The organism is Bacteroidia bacterium, assembly GCA_040880525.1.
Classification (GTDB): domain Bacteria; phylum Bacteroidota; class Bacteroidia; order CAILMK01; family JBBDIG01; genus JBBDIG01.
The window spans coordinates 48,830-70,552 of the sequence record JBBDIG010000028.1 but is presented as its reverse complement, the minus strand read 5'-3'; the positions used below and the strand labels follow the sequence as shown (position 1 = coordinate 70,552).

Here is a 21,723-nt window from a genome sequence, read left to right as displayed (position 1 = left end):
CATTGCGTCTCTACGCACACACACACAATCACAGGCGTTTCTCCCTCCTGCCGTTTCTCCCCTCTGGGGGCCGGGGGGCCTGCCTTCATTCCATAAATAATGTTTCTGCCAGTTTTCTGAGCGTAGTTAGTGAAATGGTATTTGGACTGTCAGAGAGGGCTTTTTCAGGATCGGGGTGTACCTCGAAGAAGAATCCGCTGGCGCCAAAGATAGCGGCTGCCTTTGCTATTTGCGGTACGTATCCCCGGTTTCCGCCCGAACTGCCTCCGGCTCCACCGGGTCGCTGTACCGCATGGGTCGCATCCATTACTACCGGGTAGCCCAGTTCAAGCATATCCACGATATTCCGGAAATCAACTACCAGATTATTATAGCCGTACATATTGCCCCTTTCTGTGAGCAGAATTTGGGAATTGCCGCTGCTCTCCAGTTTCTTCACCACAAACGCCATGTCGTGGCCGGAGAGGAACTGCCCTTTCTTTACGTTCACGATCTTTCCGGTTTCGGCAGCCGCCAGCAGCAAATCAGTCTGCCTGCACAGAAATGCGGGAATTTGGAGAATGTCCACTACCTCCGCGGCCTGCTGTGCCTGATGGCTTTCATGGATGTCTGTAATGAGTGGCAGTCCATGCTTTTGTCCGATCCGCCCCAGCGCTTCCAAACCGTGCTCCATTCCCCGCCCGCGATATGAACTCACCGAGGTGCGGTTGGCCTTATCAAAAGAAGCCTTGAAAATGACCGGGATCTCAAACTTCTCCCGCAGCTCCTCCAGGGTTTCAGCGATTTCATTCATGATCGCATCATCTTCCACCACACAAGGACCGGCAATAAGGAACTTTTCTGCAATGAGACGCTGATATAATGCTGTCGATTCCACTATTTTATTCGGTTGCCATACACTACGAAATGCGGATTCAGCAGATTTTCCTTGTTGTAGCGCAGCCGCTCTCCCGTTTCATGGTTCAATACCTCACCGCCCGCTTCTTCCACAATGGCCTGTGCCGCACCGGTGTCCCATTCCATTGTTGGCGCCAGCCGGGGATAGAGCTGCGCTTCTCCTTTGGCCACCAGCATAAATTTCAAAGAGCTTCCCATAGACACGGCCTCGGGATTATTATACTTGCTGATAAAATCTTCGGTTTCCTTATTTAGATGAGACCGTGAACAGACAATACTGAGGCCCTCATCTTTTTCAGAAAATTCAGAAGCTGCAAGGAAATATTTCTCACCGGCCTTTTCCATCCAGGCGCCTTCGCCTGTAGCCGCACAATAGGCCTCATCCAGCACCGGGGCGAATACCACTCCCAAAACCGGGTATCCATTTTCGATCAGAGCAATATTCACCGTGAACTCACCATTTCTCTTGATAAATTCCTTTGTGCCGTCCAGCGGATCCACGAGCCAAAACCGCTCATAATGCCTGCGCTCCTCATAGGGTATTTCCTTATTTTCTTCTGAAATAATCGGATAATCATATTCAGCCCGGAGAAAGTCGCATATCACTTTATTGGCTGCCCTGTCAGCTTCCGTGAGGGGTGAATCATCCGCTTTGGCCGTTACATTCCAATCCTCCGCATTTTTGGTATCATAAATTTCCAGGATCGCTGCGCCCGCTTTTCTGGCAATGGCTTCGATCTCTTCAATTTTTACGTCCGTGCTACTTTTTGATTTTTCCATCCACATCAATTAATATATTCTTAAAATTCACATTTACATTCTCAACGTTTTCCCCGGTTTTTTCCATCCCGCCACCGGTGCCTGGGTCCCCGCCTTCCGGGAATTTCCTTCCCCATTTGATCCTGCCCCAAATGCGTTCATGGACATAATACAGTATAACTTTCGTTACGACTTCAGTAACTCCAACCTGCAGCGCTCCCATTGGATTTGAAGTATAAAAATAGGAAATAAGGATGGTGTCCAAAGTGCCTAATGTCCTCCAGCTCAAGCCTTTTACGATGCTCCGGATGTGACTGGCCCGTTTGGTAAGCCGTCCCCATTTTACAATATTCCATATTCGTTCATGGAAATAATATAACACGATCTTGGTCACGACCTCCGTGCCGGCAATACTGGCAGCATGAGAGATATTCCCGAAAACAATATAGGAAATCACGAGCGTATCCAACGTACCGAGACAGCGCCAGCTAATGCCTTTTACCAAACTTCGGGTGCGGGAATCCTTCATCGTATAATTTAAATAAGCGGCAAAGTTCCGAAGTTTTTAGGCAGCATAATATCTTTGCAGCAAAATTCTAAGGCTGATTTGGAAAATATACATCCTCTCCAGGGACACAAAGTTGGGCGTCCTGAGAAGGAAGCACTATTAAAACAACACGGAAAAGTACTATGGCTTACGGGGCTGTCCGGCTCCGGGAAAAGCACCCTGGCAAAGGGCCTTGAGGAACGGCTGATCGCAAGCGGCCACCTGACCATGCTACTGGATGGCGACAACCTCCGCACAGGCCTCAACAGCAATCTTTCATTTACAGAAGCTGACCGTCTTGAAAATATCAGAAGGGTGGCAGAGGTTTCCAGGCTATTTCTTTCTGCCGGGGTCATCACCATCAACAGCTTCATTTCTCCTACACTGGAAATACGTGAAATGGCGCGGAAGATCATCGGGCCGGAGGATTTTCTGGAGGTGTACGTCAACAGTCCGCTGGCGGTTTGTGAAGACCGGGATGTGAAGGGTTTATATGAAAAAGCGCGCAATGGCGAAATCCTTAACTTTACCGGAATTGACGCCCCTTTTGAAGAACCGGAATCTCCGGCCTTTGAAATTCGTACTGATAAATTTTCAATAGAAGAGAGTGTGCAACGACTTTATCATTTTCTTCAATCACATATTTCTATTTCTTAATCATGGATACGATCAACTATAAGCTCAGCCATCTGGATATTTTAGAGGCTGAGTCAATTTACGTGATCCGCGAAGTCGCATCACAGTTCGAAAGTCCGGTACTACTTTTTTCGGGCGGGAAAGACAGCATCGTTTTATTGCACCTGTGCCGCAAAGCTTTTCACCCGGCAAGGCTGCCCTTCCCGCTGTTGCATGTGGATACCGGGCACAACTTTGACGAAACCATTGAGTTTCGCGACCGCCTTGTCAAACAAATAGGTGCGAACCTGATCGTGGCTTATGTGCAGGACACCATCAATTCGGGCCGTGTTGCCGAGGAGACCGGGGCGAATGCCAGCCGCAATGCCCTGCAGACCACTACCCTGCTGGATGCCATAGAGAAGAACGGCTTTGATGGCGCAATGGGCGGTGCCCGCAGAGACGAGGAGAAAGCCCGTGCGAAAGAACGCTTCTTCTCCCACCGCGATGAATTCGGGCAATGGGACCCCAAAAACCAGCGCCCGGAACTCTGGTCGCTTTTTAACGGACGGAAAAATTTCGGAGAGCACTTTCGCATCTTCCCCATCAGTAACTGGACGGAAATGGACATCTGGCAATACATCCAGCGCGAAAGCCTGGAACTGCCATCCATCTATTTTTCGCACTCAAGAAGCTGCGTGAAGAGGAATGGTGTCTGGCTTGGCGTTACCGATTTCCTGAATATAAATGACGATGAGGTTGTAGAAGAGAAGACGGTACGTTTCCGCACGGTAGGCGATGCCACCTGCACCGGAGCTTTTGAATCCACCGCTTCCACACTGGATGAGATCATTGATGAAGTGTCAACCCTGCGCCTCACCGAACGTGGCGGCCGCGCAGACGACAAACGCTCAGAAGCCTCAATGGAAGACCGAAAGAAAGCGGGGTACTTTTAGTAAGACGGTAAGATGGTAAGACGGTAAGTAGTGAGTATTGAAACTTGGTGTCTATAACCAAAAATCTTTGTACTACTTAGTGTTCTTTGTGGCTTAGTGGCTATTAAATAAAAACTTAGTGCTACTTAGTGCCCTTTGTGGCTTAGTGTCTAATAATAACTTAATAAAAACTTAGTGACCCTTCGTGCCTCCGTGCCTTAGTGTCTATAAACATTAAATATAAAAACTTAGTGCTACTTAGTGCCCTTTGTGGCTTAGTGGCAAAAAACAAAAACACATGGATTTACTTCGATTTGCTACAGCAGGAAGCGTTGATGACGGAAAAAGCACCCTCATTGGCCGACTGATGTTTGATACCAAAACCATCTTTGAAGACCAGCTTGAGGCTATAGAGGAAAGCAGCCGGAAGCGCGGAGAAGATTACGTGAACCTGGCACTGCTGACTGACGGCTTGCGCGCTGAACGTGAGCAGGGGATTACTATTGATGTGGCATACCGCTATTTTGCTACTCCCAACCGAAAATTCATCCTGGCCGATTCTCCGGGCCATATTCAATACACCCGGAATATGGTGACAGGTGCATCGAATTCCCAGTTGGCTATTATCCTGGTGGACGTGCGCCACGGAGTAGTGGAGCAGACCCGCAGGCACAGCTTCATCGTAGGATTGCTGGGCATCAAACACGTGGTGGTTTGCATCAATAAAATGGACCTGGTGGATTACTCACAGGAAAAATTTGAGGAGGTGAAGAAGGACTACCTCTCCTTCATCTCGAAAGTCAATATTCCGGAGATCCACTTTGTGCCTGTAAGCGCACTGCTGGGAGACAACATTGTGGAAAAATCAGAGAAGATGCCCTGGTATAAAGGTTCTTCCCTACTTTATACACTCGAAAATGTACAGGTAGTATCGGACTACGATTTTGTGGACAGCCGCTTCCCCGTGCAGTATGTGGTGAAGCCGCAAATAAAAGGCTACCAGGATTACCGGGGATATGCAGGCAGAGTGGCCGGTGGCGTCTTTAAACCGGGAGATGATGTGGTGGTGCTGCCTTCCGGCTTTTCCAGCAAGATCAGCAGCATTGATACCTTCAGCGGCCCGGTGGAGGAAGCATTTCCGCCTATGTCCGTCACTATGCGGCTTGAAAATGAAATTGACATCAGCCGGGGGGATATGATCGTGAAGGAGAACAACCAGCCTAAAGTGGAGCAGGATATTGACCTGATGATCTGCTGGCTGAATGAAAAGCCGCTGCAGCCCAACGGCAAATACACGCTCCGGCATACGACCAAAGAGGCTCGCTGTGTCGTGAAGGAGGTGCTGTATAAAGTGGATATTAATACGCTGCACCGGGTGGAAGATAATAAGGAGATCCGCCTGAATGATATTGGCCGGATCCGTATTCGTACTACGCAGCCGCTCTTCTTTGATACCTATCAGCGGAACAAGGGCACCGGCAGCCTGATCCTGGTGGATGAGGCTACCAATACTACCGTGGGAGCGGGAATGATCTTGTAGTTGGTTTTAGGCGCTAAGTTTCACAAAGGTTTTTTGAACGGGTGGCATGACTGGCTGGCAGATGGGCGATGAAGGAACATTTTTTGATGAGGCGGGCCGGTTGCTGTAAGCAGGCGGTTTTTACCTGCACTTTGATGGTTCTTTTTAATTCAGGCAATAAATATTAATCTGGAAGAACATTAGATTGCAGCTTACGTTGGAACCTGCCAAAAATGGAGGAAACAGGATTACCCGAAATGAGACAAAAGAAAGCAATTGAGTATAATACAACCAGCCGGCTTGGGCTGACCAGGGCTTGTGCCTATTGCCTGCTCTTCGTGATGGTACTGCTCTCTTCCGGCAGCGTAGCGTCTTTCCTGGCAAACATCGATAACTGCATGGCGGAAATCACCGATCATTGCGAACCGGATGCAGAATCAGAAAAGAAAGAAGGCAAAGAAGAAACTGAGAAGGAAATTTATCTCAGCAACATTCATCCATCCGGCCTTTTTCATTATAACGAAGATTTACTTCAGAAGATTAATTCAAATAATAGCAATAGTTTTAATATTGATATAATTACACCCCCTCCGGAAAGGGTGTAATTTAATTTTATATATCCACTTACGGACCTCCAATTTTTATTTCTTTTTTAACAAAAGCTTCCTGGTCGCCACCAGAAGCCATAGCACTGTCTGTTCCACAGAACTTAATGGACCAGCTTAATTTAAGTATTTACCAAAAATGCAATTTCAGAATAAAAACAATTTTTTTAAAAACCTGAAGTATGACCTGCCGGCAAGTATTGTGGTTTTTCTCGTGGCCATGCCGCTTTGCCTCGGGATCGCACTTGCTTCAGGAGCTCCGCTTTTCTCAGGAATAATTGCCGGGATCGTGGGTGGAGTTTTGGTCTCCCTGCTAAGCAATTCACCGCTTGGGGTGAGCGGGCCTGCTGCGGGGCTGGCGGTGATTGTGCTCTCCTCCATCCAGGAACTGGGAGCTTTCGAGATTTTTCTCTTTGCAGTGGTGATTGTCGGTGTGATCCAGATAATCCTGGGACTGCTGAAGGCGGGTGTGATCGGATACTATTTCCCCTCCTCCGTCATCAAAGGAATGCTCACCGGCATCGGGATCGTTATCGTGCTGAAGCAAATTCCCCACGCCCTGGGTTACGATAAAATACCTTTGAGCGATTTCGCCTTTTCGCAAATTGATGGACACAATACCCTCAGCGAACTCTGGTACATGTTCGATAAGATTTCTCCGGGAGCCGTGGCCATCGCCATTTTTTCTATGACAATCCTCATCCTTTGGGAGCGGCCTTTTATGAAAAAACTGCCTTTCATAAATCTGGTGCAGGGACCGCTGGTGGTCGTGGTTTCAGGTATTTTGCTGAATATGCTGTTTATGGACATGGATTTCTTTTCGCTGAGGACCGATCAGGTTGTTTCTATACCCGTAGCTGATTCCATTGCCGGATTTTTCAGACAGTTTACTTTCCCTGATTTTACGCAATGGTCGAATCCACAGGTTTATATTGTGGCGCTTACCATAGCGGTAGTTGCGAGCCTCGAAACGCTCCTGTCAGTAGAAGCCGTTGATAAACTGGATCCGCAAAAAAGAGTAACCTCAACCAATCGCGAACTGATGGCGCAGGGTGCAGGAAATATGGTATCCGGTCTTATTGGCGGTATGCCTATTACGCAGGTCATTGTGCGGAGCTCCGCCAATGTGCAGTCTGGCGGAAAAACAAAAGCATCCGCATTTTTTCATGGCATATTATTGCTGGTTTTCGTCATGGCCGTACCGAATGTATTGAACCTGATCCCGCTGGCATCGCTGGCCGCAATTCTCTTTATGGTGGGCTACAAACTGGCGAAACCGGCCCTGTTCAAAGAAATGTATCTCAGCGGAAGGTCTCAGTTTATTCCATTTATGGTTACCATTCTCGGCCTCGTATTTACTGATCTGCTTATCGGCATTGGATTAGGCCTCATCGTGGCGATCATTCATATTTTATGGAACAATTATAAAACACCTTATCATTTTCATTTAAGGGATTATGTAAACGGCAAACCACTGAAAATTCAATTATCAGAGGATGTTACCTTTCTTAATAAAGCCAGTATTTCACGTACGCTGAATCAATTGCCTGACGGGGCGCATGTGATCATTGATGCCTCTCAAACCAATACCATCCACCCGGATGTGCTGGAGATCATTGAAGATTTTGATGCGAATGCACATACACGAAACATCAGGCTGGATCTGATCGGACTGAAGAAGGAACAATCCCATGATCCTGTTAAGCATTTTGGACGCGTGGTACTCAAGCATCCCGATTCTTATAAATTTAAAGAAAAGGAACCGGTCCGCACTTTTGAACTTTAATATTAATTAAAAAGGTGCTATTGGTATTTTACGGAGAGCACGCGTTACATTAATCGCTAAACGCGCGCTAACGGGTGGAAATGAAGGCTCAATATCGTAAGGTTTAAACCTTACGCTATTGAGCCTTTACCAATTAAAAATAGTGATGAATAAATACCCGGAATTTTTTCATTCCATAAGAATATCAAAACCTATTTTTGCCGCCTATTAGTTTACGGAAACAAAAAACCAGGGATTATGGCAAATAACTTACTCAAGGGAAAACGGGGGTTGATTTTTGGAGCGCTGGATGAAAGCTCAATTGCATGGGCAGTAGCGGAAAAAGCGCACGAGGAGCAGGGAAAATTTGTACTGAGCAATGCGCCCATAGCCATGAGGCTGGGCAAGCTTAAAGACTTAGCTGAAAAATGCAATGCAGAGATCATCACTGCTGATGCTACTTCGGTGGAGGACCTGGAAAAGCTGCTGACCGAAACCATGGAAACCCTGGGTGGAAAGCTGGATTTCGTTCTTCACTCCATTGGCATGTCTCCCAACGTGAGGAAGAAGCGTGAATACACAGACCTCAATTATGACTTCTTTCAGAAAACGCTGGACATATCCGCACTCTCACTGCACAAGGTTCTTCAAACGGCCTGGAAGCTGGATGCGCTGAACCAAAATGCTTCTGTGGTGACCCTCACCTATATTGCCGCTCAGCGCACCTTTCCTGATTACAGCGACATGGCGCAGGCAAAGGCATTGCTCGAAAGCATCGTCCGCAGTTTCGGCTATTTCTATGGCAGGGAAAAAGGTGTACGAATAAACTCTGTTTCGCAGTCGCCCACCAAAACCACAGCAGGAACAGGCGTTTCAGGCTTCGATGTATTTTTTGATTATGCTGATAAAATGTCTCCCCTGGGAAATGCCAGCGCTTCCAGTTGTGCCGAATTCTGCATCTCCCTTTTCAGCGATTACACCCGCATGGTCACCATGCAAAACCTGTATCATGACGGTGGCTTCAGCAGCTCCGGAATGACGAAGGACATTGTGCAGCAAATTGCAGGTGGACAAAATGATTAAGCCGGGCTTAGTGAAATGCTTAGAATCAATTTTATTTTAAAAAACTGTTTTCCGGTTTCAAAAAAAGTATAGTTATTTACTTTTTTAATTACAAACATAAATATGGTTCGTGGTGCTTTAATGAAAGAAAAAGAGGCATTTCTATTTATCTTACTTAATTGCCCCTGGATTCAACCGGGGAAATGGGATAAAACAGAACACAGCCGGTTCAACGGTTTACTGAACAGGAGCTAAAAAGCTACGAAGCAAAGAAATTATGGCAGAACCATCACAAAACAAAAAAGCCCTGAATTTATTAAATCAAAACTCAAGGCCTTTTTAATTCTGTTTATAATTTCCTCAGCGGCTTTGAAATTCTTCAAGCGCTTTATGGGTGGCATGGCAAACCTCTGCGCATTTCTGACAGTGATCATCATCATGTTTGCGGCATTCAGCTTCACATTTTTTAATTACGCCTACAGCCATTTTCATTGTTTCATCCGTAAATTGGGAATTGCGCCCGATATAGCGCGTTAAAAGAGCGCACAAGTCAGCACAGTCGCGGTCTGTGTTAATGCATACGGCTTTTCCCTCTGATCCTTCATTAATGCACATTGTTGCGCAGGTTTCGCAGGCAGTTATACACTTGATTAATTGATGCAACAAATCGTTCTTTGCTTCGGACTTCATGGTTCTGTTTTTTTATTATAATTTAAATAAATTTACAACCCCGGTAAAACGATAATGTTTACTAAATTTTAATCATCACTGAACATTCATTCTCTCCTTCATTCATTGTTATTTTGCATGAATGCCAAAAGAAAAACTGCTTACGTTTACTGACCGTGGAATCTATTGTTTGCGCGCCAATTTATACCTGGATCCCTGGAAACCGGTGGACAAGGCCATCGTAACGCATGGCCACTCCGACCATGCCCGTCCGGGAAGCAGGCACTATATCGCCCAGCATGATTCCGTCCCCATTCTGAAGCTGCGCCTGGGAGACAGCCCGGTGACGGGCATCGGGTATGGCGAGCCATTCTCCATAAACGGAGTTACATTTTCGCTGCATCCTGCCGGCCATATCATTGGATCGGCACAGGTGCGGGTGGAATATAAAGGCGAGATTTGGGTTTTTACCGGGGATTATAAAACGGAGAATGATAATCTCTGTACACCTTACGAATCAATAAAGTGCAATGTCTTTATCTCCGAATCAACTTTTGCACTGCCGGTTTACCGTTGGCGGCCACAGGCGGAGGTATTTGCCGAGATCAATAGCTGGTGGAGACGCAATGCCGAAGCAGGAAAAACCAGCCTTTTATTGGGCTACACGCTGGGAAAGGCGCAACGGCTGTTTCATAACGTTGACCCCTCCATAGGCCGGATTTTCGGGCATGGAGCGATTTGCAATATGCACGAGGTGCTGAGGACGCATGGCATTCCGTTGCGGCCTCTGGAACGGATCACCAGCGAAACGGACCGAAGGCTATTCCCGGGCTCTCTGGTGATTGCACCGCCCTCCGCGCTAAGCAGTCCCTGGGTCCGGAAGTTCTACCCTTTTGCCACCGGCACGGCCTCCGGCTGGATGCAGGTGAGAGGTGCCCGCAGGCGCAGGGCTGTTGACCGGGGTTTCGTCCTCTCGGACCATGCCGACTGGCCGGGATTGCTGGCCGCCATTCGCGATACCGGGGCGGAACGCGTATTCCTTACCCACGGCTATTCCGCAGTACTGGCCCGCTACCTCTCAGAACAGGGCCTGGATGCAAGCGTGGTGGAAACGGAATACAAAGGAGAAATGGATGAAGAAACCGATACACAAGATCTTCCTGAAAAGTCTTAGCAGATAAATATATGCTTCAGCGGAACTGAAAAAATTTACTGTTTGCTGAGGTCATATCTCACCCCAATGTTTACGATGATATTATAAAGTCCACCATAAGGGACGCTGAAAAGTGTGCGTCCATCTCTGCCGATGGACGCCCATGACTGACTGTAGCGAATAAGCCCGCTGATCCGGTCAGTAAACTGGTAGGCTAAGCCCAAATGGGCAGTAAGATCATAGGGCCTTAGCTCATTTCCAGGTGTCAAGGTATAGGGAGCACCTATGGGATCTTCTGCGGTATAATTGATCAAAAACGCCACACCAAGTCCGCCCTGGAAATTGAGCTTTTCCTTCCAATGATAAATTGCAGAAATGGGTACTTCTGCATAATTGACTTTTAACAATGCCCAGGCTCCCTGTTGTCCTGTTCCATCCGGACCCAGATCTTCACGGCTGCCTTTGCGGCTATAGTTCAACTCCATGCGGCCGCTCCACTTTTCAGAAAAGGGAAGCGTAACGCCAACTCCGCCCATGATGCCTAATTTATTAAATCCTCCCATACCATCACCATGGATCTGCGCTGCATTGACGCCAAGAAGGAGCGACCCTTTAAAGTTTTGCGCACCTGCATATATTGAGAATATTAAGCAAGAAATAATAAAAAAGATCAGTTTAAAACTCATGTTTCTGTATTTGATTTTTGATCAGTAATCTCCCTCACAACGATTCTTGTCCTGTAATCCTGCACCACTTTGACGATGGCGCCCCGTGGTGTGAATCCACCTTCTGTCACCACATCATAATATTCATCATCTATTTCCACTTTCCCTCCCGGCCGCAAATCCGAAACGACTACTCCGGTTTTACCAACGAGACTTTCTTTTTGCACAATCAGGTTTTTATATGCCTCTGCTGTGCTGAGCGTGCTATTCAGAACAAGCGACTGAAACGGACTGCTCCGCATCACGCTTTTCCCGAATACAACAATGAGCCCGATAGAGAGGATAAATGATACCACCACAGTGAGGATAGCTTGCACAATTCTTCCGGTTTCGACCCATCCGAAGTCGAAATTCACGTTGGGCACCAAGCTGAGGATGAGTCCGGTCAGGATAAGGATAATGCCGCTTATACCCGCCACTCCAAAACCGGGAATCACAAAGAGCTCCAGGCCCAGCAAAACGACCCCAATCACAAACAACAATATCTCCCAGCTTGCGGCCAGATCTTCGAGAAAAAGGGGCAGGAAATAAAGCAATGCCGCAATGCCTGCAGCAATGATCGGGAAGCCAATTCCCGGAGTTTGCAATTCAAAATAAATTCCACCAATAATGATCATTATAAGAATGCCGCTGATAAAGGGGCTGGTAAGCAAGCTGATCACCTTATCCGTCCACCGGAGTTCTAACTCCTGAATGGTATAGTTTGTAAATCCTTCCTGTCGCAGCACCTCATCCGGGGTTGCCGCTTTGCCATCGCAAAACCCGTGTTCCAGTGCCTCTTTCCGCGTAAACGTTATCACCTTTCCCTTTTCGCTCACGCCCGGCACTTCCACGTCAGGGTCCACCATTCCCTGGGCAATCTGAGGATCGCGGCCCCGTGCTTCAGCCGTAGACCGCATACGGCTGCGCATGTAGCTTTGGTACTTGTCTGGCACCACCTCTCCGGATTGGTCTACCACGGTAGCTGCGCCAATGCTTGATCCTTCGGTCATATAGATCCTGTGGCAGGCAATAGCGATAAATGCCCCCGCAGATGCTGCGTTATCGTTGATCCAGACATATACCGGGATCTGCGACCGAAGCAACTTGCTGCGAATAGAATCGGCAACGTAAACCAGGCCGCCATAGGTGTTCATATCAATAAGCATTGCGTCAGCATTTATCTCCCTGGCCTGCTCAAATGCCTTTTGAGTCATGCGCCATGAAAAAGGTTCAATGTCCTCTCTGAGGCTGAATTTCATGATCACCGCTCCATCCTTTTTCAGGGAATCAACAGCGGTGGTTGCCGTATCTGCAACAGTATCAGACGGAGCCTGAGCGGAGATGGCAAAAAGCAGGACACCGAAAAGAAATAATAACCGAAAGGACTTATACAGCATAGGTCAGAAGTTTGCCCGCAAGTTACTTTGTTTCGTTGAACAGACAGGAGATCCGGACGTTCTTGAGCAGCCCCGGCACCGCATTTATCCTTACCGCCTGTGTGGAAATCTTAGCACAGCGATTGAACGGTAACCGTTAAATAAACAAGAATAAAGGAAAATGGCCGTACGCATTGATTTTCTTCCGGAGCTAACTTTTCAAACCAGCCGAAGTGGTGGTAAAGGCGGCCAGAACGTGAACAAGGTGGAATCGCGGGTTGAACTGCTTTTCGATGTGGAAGCATCTCAGTTGCTTACAAGCACACAAAAGCAGCAGATAAAGGAAAAGCTCGGCAACCGCATCAATAGTGAAGGAATCCTGAAGCTTGCCTCGGAAAGCCAGCGAAGCCAGATACAAAACAAGAAACTGGTAGTAGAGCGTTTTTACGATCTGCTGGAAAAAGCACTTCGAAAACGAAAAAGAAGGGTTCCCACAAAAGTCCCCCGCTCTGTAAAGGAAAAGCGGCTGCGGGAAAAACGCATTCAGGCAGAAAAGAAGGAGCGCAGAAAACCGGAATAACACGCATAATAAAAACCCGTGTTTTCTGATCATAATTAATATTTGCAGCACGGCATACAGTTCTCCCGGGTTCAGGGGCAAATCATCCTAAGAAGCGGTTCTTAGGAACACTCAAGGGATTCCTTCAGTGCGTTTACCGTCCTTTTTCTTTCAGCCCGTGCCACGAATGCAAACACGGGCTCCAACCATCGTAATACCCAATAAAAATTTCCTTCTGCATAATGAATAAGTCTTGTGGATCCATTGTGCGGTTCAAGCTGGTAGCCGAGTGCTGAATTATGAGTTTTTGCTTGTTATAATGGCTGACCGTATCCTTTTCAGTAAAGCGGAAGCTTGCTCATGGTGGCGATTACAAACCACCACCCAGCCGATTACAAGGGACAGCACAAAAAAAGGCCGCACCAGGAAAATTCCCGGTACGGCCTTTTGAATTCAGGTAAGGATCAGTGAAAAATGCTATTTCACCAATACTACCTTTTTTATTACTACATGAGCGTCTGAAGTTACCCTCACGAAATATACCCCGGCAGCAGCACTGCTCATATTCACAGGATAAATTACGTTGGATGTGCTCATGCGTTCGTCCAGCACCATTACTTCAGCGCCAGTCATATCAGTAATGCTGACCCTGGTACGGCTGTTGGCTTCAGGTGTATTCACCTCTACAGAGAAGTTACCATTGGCCGGATTAGGATAAACCATGATCTGAGGCTTGTTGGCGTCATGATCAGCAACTCCGGTTGTAGTATCCCTTACTACCACAATTACCCGCTGGAGAACTGCAGATTTATTACCGGATGGATCTTCCGCCTGGTAGGTACGGGTGAAGCTGCCTTCCAATAAGGTATGGGTAAATGAACCCCCATAATGGATTTGGATATCTGCACTGTCATAATAATTATCATTCAGTGTAAAGTCAGGATCAGAATACTCAGCCCATCTGTAAACTGTATCCACCAGAGGCAAATTCAACGAGATAATCGGTGCTCTGATATCCACTACGTTTACAACTCTTATTTTCTGAATGACGTTACCAGATCCATCTTCAAAGGTGTAAGTGATCAGGTAAGATCCAAGCATACTTACATCCACATTATTAGTGATGTTAACATCTACATGTGCACTGGAATTATCTGACAGATTGTAACCGGGATCTACAAAGGCCACATTTACTTCCCAGTCAATGGTATCACCTTCAAGAAGTGTTGCAGTTGGAGCCACGGTATCCTGAACAATTACCACTCGTGTATCGCAAACAGGTCCGTTGCCTTCACCATCGGTTACACAATAATTAAGGACATAGGTACCAACCATTGCAGTATCCACCATTCCGATTACCTGCACGTTCAGGGAATTATCATAGTTATCACTATAAGTGACCCACTCTTCTGTATAGCTGGTATGAACATCAATAACTACGGTATCCGAGCCATTGATACTGATCTGAGGTAAAGTCCTGTCAGCCACTACTACAGTACGGGTTTCAACTGAAGTATTGTTATTGGCATCCGTAACAGAATAGGTAAGCACATAAGAACCTACGATAGCCGTATCAAGTGAAGAAACAATAGATACCTGAGAGGTAATATTGCCATCACAAGTATCAGTAGCTATGTAGCCTGGCTCCATATAAGAAGTATGCACTTCAATGGTATCAGGATCGTTGCCAATCAGTGAAAGAGCAGGAGCAATAGTATCCATTTCAACGATCACCTTTCTGACTACCCTTGTCGCAACGTTCCCACTTTGGTCGGTAACGTCATACCATACTTCATGCGTACCAACCGAGCTGGAATCAACATTATTGGTAATTACGATTTGATTCGAAATATCACCATCCACATTATCCAGTGCTGTGGCACCTTGCTCTGAGTATTGGAAACACTGCTGGAGATAGGTAGTATCATTACCAATCAGAGTAATCACCGGTGGTTCATCATCAGGTAGCAATATCAACTCATAATCTTCATACTCGCCAAAGAGGTTAGGACCGCAGGGCAAATTGTTGTTGCTGCCACGATTCGTTCCAATCCTCAAGCGGGTAGAACCCTCCTCGGCTGTCAATGGAATTGAGAACGTATCAGTCCATGAAAGCGTAAATGCGGATGCTTCGGATGCCACGAGTTCGCCTGCATCATCAAAATCGCCATCGCGGTTAAAGTCAATCCAAACGGCACGGTTCATTGCACTTGTTGCGAAAATTCGCTCCAGTGAAATCAGGTAATCCGAACCCATAGCGAGTGTAGCAGAATGGGTAGCCGTATAGTTAGTATACTCCTCCTCCCCGATATTAGAAATATTGTCCAGAAGAACATTATGATTCAGAGTAGTAAGAGAAACCCTGCTGATGCCGAGTTCGTTATTCAGACTAATCACCGCAGGTTTGCAGTAGCTTATGACCTGGATCACCTGCTGCTTCAAAATGCTATCAGCTCCCAGCGGATTAGTTACAACCAGTTCAACATCATAAAATCCCGGAGCATTGAAGGTTAGTTCAGGATGCCTGCTTGTATTGGTTGTAGAATTCACGAAGAAATATGTGGAAGGACTGATTTTCCATTTATAATCCGTCACACAATAGTCAGTGAGATCCGTTAACTGCACTAGCGCACCAATGGCCGGTTTTGTATTGCTTACATCAAAATCAGGATTTGGTGTTTTGCTTGCGTTTTCTACAACAACCCATTTGGTAACGGTATCTATACCTGCACAATTTGAAATGTGCAACCTCACAGGATATGTACCAACACTTCTGAAAGTATATTCCTGATTCATGGTGCTGTTTTCAAATGCGCTGTCAGCAAGCACGTCCCATCTGTAAGTGAGATCGTCCCCTGTGGAATTGCTTCTGAATTCAACCGGAATGTCAACACAAATGGTATCTGCCGAAAGGAAATTGGCCTGAGGTTGCGCAAATTGCCGGGGAATGGTCCGCCAGGTTGCTTTGAATCCTGCTCCCGTGGTGAAAGTTGACGCATCTGTCTCAAACTCAATGTACATACGGCCTGAAGAGGCAGTCAGAATCGTTCTTACGCTGCCGTCCGTGATGTTGCCATTCATACCCTTAGAAAAATTAATCTCATCCCAGAGCGGAGTCCCATTACTAGACGTTCCGTCATATACACGCAGGTAATCACCGGTGTTGAGCTGGAATTCATTAATAGCCAGCTCCACATCTCCACCACAGGAATTAATGGTGTAATAGCACATGTTAAAGCCATTTTTACCTGCTGAATAATTGCCCAGCGGACCGCCATCATCATACAAGATCCCTTCCTGATCATCCGTATCAAATGGGAACATGCACATATTAACCGTGTTCAGGATTACTATATAATCTGTAAAGCAAACGGTATCCGATCCCAATGCATTGGTAGCAACCAGGCAAATTGAATACTTTCCGGGATACTCAAATACGATGGATGGGTTTTGACTGAATTCGCTTCCTGAAGAAAAGTGATAGGTTGCAAGTGAAAAACCAAAATTGGGGTCATAAATAGAATCCGGAGAAACTATCCATTCCCAGGATGATGGCCCGTTTTCAGAAAGATCAGTTAACTGGATAGATTCAAAAACAACTCCTTCTGTTTTATCGGCAATAAAGTCAGCTTCAGGAGCTCTCGTTGGTGCTGAAACAATTACGGTCTTGGTTATACTGTCAATACCGCTGCATCCTTCTGTCACCAATTTTATATCATAAGTACCTGCACTTGAAAATGTGTGCTTAAAATGAAGGGAGCTTGACTGATGGCTGCCATCCAGATACCAGTTATAAAAGTAATTATCACTTTTAGATGCGCTGTTATAGAAGTCTGTACCACTGTTCAGCCATGCCGTATCAGGTGCAAGGAAGCCTGCCACAGGTGGAGGCACGGGGTAGCGCGATTCATCCGCACCCATAGTTGGAGCCATGAGGCATCTTGGGTCACCATCTATATCTTCGGTAATACCCAGGCTTGCCCCTGTAGGGAATGGCTTGCCGAAAGCAAGATGAAGATCACTGGTGCTATTGTAATTGGCATCCTCAGCAGTAGAGTTTTGGTTATACTGCGGCTGCCCGGTTTGCCAGTCCGCCAATCCCTGGTATGTAGCTCCATTGTAATAAATGGCAGTAGATGACAGGCTCTCATAGTTGTTGTAATCAAGCGCTATCCAAGTGGGATTATAAAAGTAAAAGGTATAATAATTCGCAGCAGAGGCAGAAGCATGGCTGAAATTATTATTCCGCATATCCCAGCTTCCATATTGGATCATAAAGGCATGATAAGAACCCGGCAAATGCAACAGGCTGTTATGATAAAACTTCACCTTTGTCGCGTAAATTGCGTAAAGGGTGTAGCCATACGTATTAGTCATATTGCCGCCTAACATATTATTTACTGCCCAGGTAGTATCTGTGGAAGTAGAATTAATATAATTCTCATAGTACCACATCCAGGGAGAATAGTTATACCCGCTGATCGTGTTTCCGTTGTACTTAGAATTATTGTTGTAAAAGGCATACATCCCATACCCGCTGGTCGCTATAGTTGCACCAAGCAGTTTGTTTCCAATTACTTCTATATCCTGATTGTACCACAAGTACATACCATAGAAGTAGTGGTCATCAACTATATTTCCTATAAAGCGATTACCCTTTACACGGCCGTTGGATGCGTTGGAAGCACCTGCGCAGGTAATGCCCATATATCCGCCATAGACTTCATTATTCTGTATTAGGTTATATGTATTATCGGTTGTCCCTGAGTTATAGGAATTACCGATCACTATTCCAACCGAAGTTGTGCTGGTAGAAGACCCTACATCAATAATATTATCCTTTATTGTATTGTTAGCAGAACCACCGGTAATCTTAACACCGGTTGAATTGGTTGACGCTTCAATACTTACATCCTGAATTGTGATGTAGGATACGCCATCCAGTGTTACGGCAGCCGCGCCACCACTCTGCTCAATAAAGACACTGTCTTTGCCTGCACCTTCAATAGTCACCGTATTGGTGGAAGAAAGACCAAAAATTGGATCAATCTTTATGGTTTCGGTATAGGTTCCGGGCCTGATCTGGATCGTTACAGGTCCGATCAAACCGCATTTGAGTTCATCCAGGGCTCCATTGATAGTGGTATGATCCCCGTTCCCAGTTGCATCAACCACTATAGTTCCGGAGACACCATCACAAACATCAATGCATTTCTGATCGCTGTTATCAGGATCGCCACTTATCTGTTGAGTGATCCTTACACAAACTGTGTAGGTAGCAGAAGTGCTGATCGTAAAAGGCCGTGTAAAGGTAAAAGATTGCCTCGCCCCCGGTACAAGAGATGTGATCACCAGCGTATCTTCTGTCCAGTTGGTACCGCCATCATAGGAATAAGCCACTTTAACATCCGTACTGGATAAAGCCATTTTTCCTTTATTCCGGAAAGTGGCTTCTACCACGTTATTTCCATTCAGTACCAGTGATTTTGGATTGTCTAGCGTTTCAACGTCCAGATCATAGTCACCAACATAAATTTCATCAGCTCCAATATCCACCAAAGTATCAGGCGAGTATGGGCGTGGATCTCCATCTATATCAAATGGAACCGCTGACAGTTCGATCCCTTCATTATTGAGCAGTTGCCCGTCAGCATGCAGATCCGTTATGCTCACATACTCAGGATCTACGCTGATGGTGTTCTGATTAAGGCCGGTTCCTGCCTGCAAAGCAGCTAAGCTACCATATAGAGCGTTCCAGTATGCATAGCCATTGGTTCCTGAAATATAGAGATTGTTATATTCCATTCTGGAGAACGGAGTACCATTAACATAAATTCCATAGTACTGAGCTGTGATCTCAGCAGAATTATTGACAAAATGGTTACTTCCTCCTTGTTGAAACATAAGGCCGTAGTAGGGATTACTACCATATAAGCTGTTATGATAATAGAAGGTCCGGTTCACCTGGTAATTGTATATTACATACCCTGGTTGCGTGGATGAAATCATGTTATTGGTTACATAGCTGGTATCTGTTGAAGTAGCATTCCCGTTAAAGATATACAGGCCATATACCCCGCAATCCAACAACCGATTTTCGATAATTTGATAATTATCAGCATACTGCATCAGGATACCAGCATAATTACCAATTGCGGTATTACCTTCAAGCAAGAAATTCTGACAATAATACGGAGCAAATGCGTAAGCATACTGATACCCAGGGCTATGAAGAATGTTATCCTTCAGTTCATAATTCCGTTGATACCAATAATAGAAACCGTAGGAATAATATTCGGAAATGTCATTCCCAATGAAGGAATTGCTGTCACCACCACTGCTATAATTGGCATATACGCTGTAGTACCCGCCCTTCATCACGTTATTGGTAAAAGTATTATTATGCGCCCCATTATTAAAATAAACAAGAATGTTACCTCCTGTTCCCATAAATGTCGTGAGGTAGCAATTTTCTACTTTAATGTGATGGCTTGCTCTGTCAATATGAATAGCGGTACCAACGGTATTTGGATCGTCTATGGTCATATCACGGAATGTGATATACCCGGCCGTATCCGTTAAATAAACAGTTGTAGTGGCCGTTGAATACCACAATACCGTGGAGTACATTCCTGCACCCTCAAACGTGATTGTGTTTGTAGCCGAGGCCCCTGTGATTTTAGTGATCGTGATCATCTCATTGAATGAGTCAGCCGAGGCTTGAAAGATTACCGGACCTGAAACTCCGAAGCTCTCCAGGTCGTCCACTGCATCATCAAAAGTCGTGTAGTTACTCGAACCGCTCCCATTCGGATCAATGGTATACGTTCCGGACATCTGGGCGTTCACAATTCCCGAACTGCCAAGCAGCAAGAGAAATGTTAGAAGCCAACTTTGAAAAGTAAATGATTTTTTCATTAGGTTGAATATTTTAAAGTTTTACAAAAAGACACATCTGAAAAGAAAATGAAATTTTCAGCTAATTTCCTGAGAATTATACTCATTCATCTTCTAAATATTTCGCAAGTTAAATGAAAATGTAAACTAATTCCCTTCGGCATGTTAAATTTTTCGCTGAACCAGCGAAAGTCTGACATTCTACACGGCAACAATATAACGCCTCCAAATAGTTCCCACGAATCCGAAAAAAATTTACCAGGCATAAAATCCTCACGATCAGCGCATGTGGGTAATGCACATCCCGCCTATTTGTTCGCGAATAGAATCACACTGGGACCAAAGTTCACAAATGCAAGATTAATAGTCCTCATGACTTCTAGGGGATTTGCCAAATACCAAGGCAGAATGAGCCAGTACCTTTGCCTGATGCATTTTGATGAAAAGCTGAAAATATCGGATTTCGACTATTCGTTACCCAACCACCGTATCGCACGCCACCCGCTCCCGCAGCGGGATCAGAGCAAATTGCTGGTATACAGGAATGGAGAAATTGAACATCAACTCTTCCGTGACCTGCCCGGTTTGCTACCGGTTCACTCACTATTGGTCTTTAATGATACCAGGGTTATCCATGCAAGAATGTCCTTCCGGAAAGTTACGGGCGCACACATTGAGATCTTTTGTCTAAAGCCTCTTCAGCCAACGGAGATACAACAGGCCATGCAAAAGCAAGGGCATTGCAGATGGGAATGTATGGTGGGCAATCTGAAACGCTGGAAACAGGATGAAGTGTTGGAACTGGCTATCCGCACGGAAACCGGAACCTTGATATTATTGGCAAAAAGGATTGGTGAGAACGGAAAGACGGTAGAAGTTGAATTTACCTGGAATCCGCCTGAAATGCATTTTGCCCAGGTGCTGGCTGCTGCCGGCCAAATTCCCCTGCCGCCCTACCTGAACCGGCCACCTGACGCATCAGACAGCGAATCGTACCAGACCGTATATGCAAAGTCTGAGGGCGCGGTGGCAGCGCCAACTGCCGGACTGCACTTTTCCCATGAACTGATGGATGATCTCATCAAAAAGCATGTGGTCTTGGATAAAATTACGCTGCATGTGAGTGCAGGCACCTTTCAGCCTGTGATTGTGGAATACGTTCACGAGCATCCAATGCACGTTGAGCAATTTGTCATATCCCGTAAAAACATTGAGAATCTGCTAAGGCACACTGTAATTGCAGCCACCGGCACCACTACACTGAGGGCATTGGAGAGCCTTTACTGGGCTGCATTCCGGATGGTTCGTGAGCAGGAGGTGAAACTGCAGTTTCATATTTCCAAGAATTATCCCTACCAATTTGCAAAAGATGAATTGCCACCCATGCACCAACTCATGGAAACTTTGCTTGATCTTATGCATAAACAGGGGGTGGACCAGCTTACCGGCCAAACCGAGATCATGATTGTTCCCGGCTACCATTTCCAGGTTTGCGACCTGCTTATTACCAATTTCCACATGCCGCGCTCCACGTTGCTGCTGCTCATTGCTGCTTTTACCGGAAACGACTGGAGAAAAATCTACGAAGAAGCTTTGCGCAAGGATTACCGTTTTCTCAGTTATGGCGACAGTTCAATACTCTGGAGAAAATGAACGTC

At 46.0% G+C, this 21,723-nt stretch carries 16 protein-coding genes; 9 read left to right on the top strand and 7 right to left on the bottom strand.

Going from position 1 to position 21,723, the window contains the following annotated elements:
- Positions 1–85: 85 nt before the first annotated feature.
- The 3 genes from kdsA to WD077_08290 are packed head-to-tail and all read right to left on the bottom strand — an operon-like array spanning position 86 to position 2,185.
- Positions 86–880, bottom strand: coding sequence for a 3-deoxy-8-phosphooctulonate synthase (kdsA, locus tag WD077_08300; GenBank protein ID MEX0967226.1), 795 nt, complete (start codon positions 878–880; stop codon positions 86–88).
- On the bottom strand, positions 877–1,677 hold the full coding sequence (gene cysQ / locus WD077_08295) for a 3'(2'),5'-bisphosphate nucleotidase CysQ (GenBank protein ID MEX0967225.1): 801 nt from the start codon (positions 1,675–1,677) through the stop codon (positions 877–879). The genes kdsA and cysQ overlap by 4 nt, the downstream gene beginning before the upstream one ends.
- Positions 1,658–2,185 carry a DUF2061 domain-containing protein gene (locus tag WD077_08290; protein ID MEX0967224.1) on the bottom strand — a complete coding sequence of 176 codons (528 nt, stop codon included), beginning with the start codon at positions 2,183–2,185 and terminating at the stop codon, positions 1,658–1,660. Before WD077_08290 ends, cysQ begins: the two co-directional genes overlap by 20 nt.
- 54 nt (positions 2,186–2,239) lie before the next feature.
- On the opposite strand from WD077_08290, the gene cysC reads away from it, so the two are divergent.
- From cysC to WD077_08260, 6 genes are all read left to right on the top strand, one after another.
- On the top strand, positions 2,240–2,860 hold the full coding sequence (gene cysC / locus WD077_08285) for an adenylyl-sulfate kinase (protein MEX0967223.1): 621 nt from the start codon (positions 2,240–2,242) through the stop codon (positions 2,858–2,860).
- 2 nt (positions 2,861–2,862) lie between these two features.
- Entirely contained in the window at positions 2,863–3,774 is a 912-nt protein-coding gene (gene cysD / locus WD077_08280) for a sulfate adenylyltransferase subunit CysD (protein ID MEX0967222.1), read from the top strand.
- A 247-nt stretch (positions 3,775–4,021) separates the two neighbouring features.
- On the top strand, positions 4,022–5,293 hold the full coding sequence (gene cysN, locus WD077_08275) for a sulfate adenylyltransferase subunit CysN (protein MEX0967221.1): 1,272 nt from the start codon (positions 4,022–4,024) through the stop codon (positions 5,291–5,293).
- 236 nt (positions 5,294–5,529) lie between these two features.
- Positions 5,530–5,877: a hypothetical protein gene (locus WD077_08270; protein ID MEX0967220.1), complete on the top strand. Its 348-nt coding sequence runs from the start codon at positions 5,530–5,532 to the stop codon at positions 5,875–5,877.
- A gap of 139 nt (positions 5,878–6,016) precedes the next feature.
- On the top strand, positions 6,017–7,663 hold the full coding sequence (locus WD077_08265) for a SulP family inorganic anion transporter (protein MEX0967219.1): 1,647 nt from the start codon (positions 6,017–6,019) through the stop codon (positions 7,661–7,663).
- Positions 7,664–7,900: 237 nt separating this feature from the next.
- Positions 7,901–8,725, top strand: a complete 825-nt coding sequence (locus tag WD077_08260) for an SDR family oxidoreductase (protein ID MEX0967218.1) — start codon at positions 7,901–7,903, stop codon at positions 8,723–8,725.
- A 339-nt stretch (positions 8,726–9,064) separates the two neighbouring features.
- On the opposite strand, the gene WD077_08255 is transcribed toward WD077_08260, so the two are convergent.
- Positions 9,065–9,394 (bottom strand): four-helix bundle copper-binding protein, encoded by a 330-nt coding sequence (locus WD077_08255; protein MEX0967217.1) that lies wholly within the window; start codon positions 9,392–9,394, stop codon positions 9,065–9,067.
- A 121-nt stretch (positions 9,395–9,515) separates the two neighbouring features.
- Between WD077_08255 and WD077_08250 the strand changes: the two genes are divergently transcribed.
- Positions 9,516–10,547: a ligase-associated DNA damage response exonuclease gene (locus WD077_08250; GenBank protein ID MEX0967216.1), complete on the top strand. Its 1,032-nt coding sequence runs from the start codon at positions 9,516–9,518 to the stop codon at positions 10,545–10,547.
- Between the two features lie 35 nt (positions 10,548–10,582).
- On the opposite strand, the gene WD077_08245 is transcribed toward WD077_08250, so the two are convergent.
- On the bottom strand, positions 10,583–11,212 hold the full coding sequence (locus WD077_08245) for a porin family protein (GenBank protein ID MEX0967215.1): 630 nt from the start codon (positions 11,210–11,212) through the stop codon (positions 10,583–10,585).
- Positions 11,209–12,630 (bottom strand): NfeD family protein, encoded by a 1,422-nt coding sequence (locus tag WD077_08240; protein MEX0967214.1) that lies wholly within the window; start codon positions 12,628–12,630, stop codon positions 11,209–11,211. Before WD077_08240 ends, WD077_08245 begins: the two co-directional genes overlap by 4 nt.
- Positions 12,631–12,790: 160 nt before the next feature.
- Between WD077_08240 and arfB the strand changes: the two genes are divergently transcribed.
- Entirely contained in the window at positions 12,791–13,189 is a 399-nt protein-coding gene (arfB, locus tag WD077_08235) for an alternative ribosome rescue aminoacyl-tRNA hydrolase ArfB (protein MEX0967213.1), read from the top strand.
- Positions 13,190–13,645: 456 nt separating this feature from the next.
- Here arfB and WD077_08230 read toward each other — a convergent pair whose 3' ends face one another.
- On the bottom strand, positions 13,646–20,086 hold the full coding sequence (locus WD077_08230) for an immunoglobulin-like domain-containing protein (GenBank protein ID MEX0967212.1): 6,441 nt from the start codon (positions 20,084–20,086) through the stop codon (positions 13,646–13,648).
- 387 nt (positions 20,087–20,473) lie between these two features.
- Here WD077_08230 and WD077_08225 point away from each other — a divergent pair, with 387 nt between their 5' ends.
- Entirely contained in the window at positions 20,474–21,718 is a 1,245-nt protein-coding gene (locus tag WD077_08225; protein MEX0967211.1) for an S-adenosylmethionine:tRNA ribosyltransferase-isomerase, read from the top strand.
- Positions 21,719–21,723 lie beyond the last annotated feature (5 nt).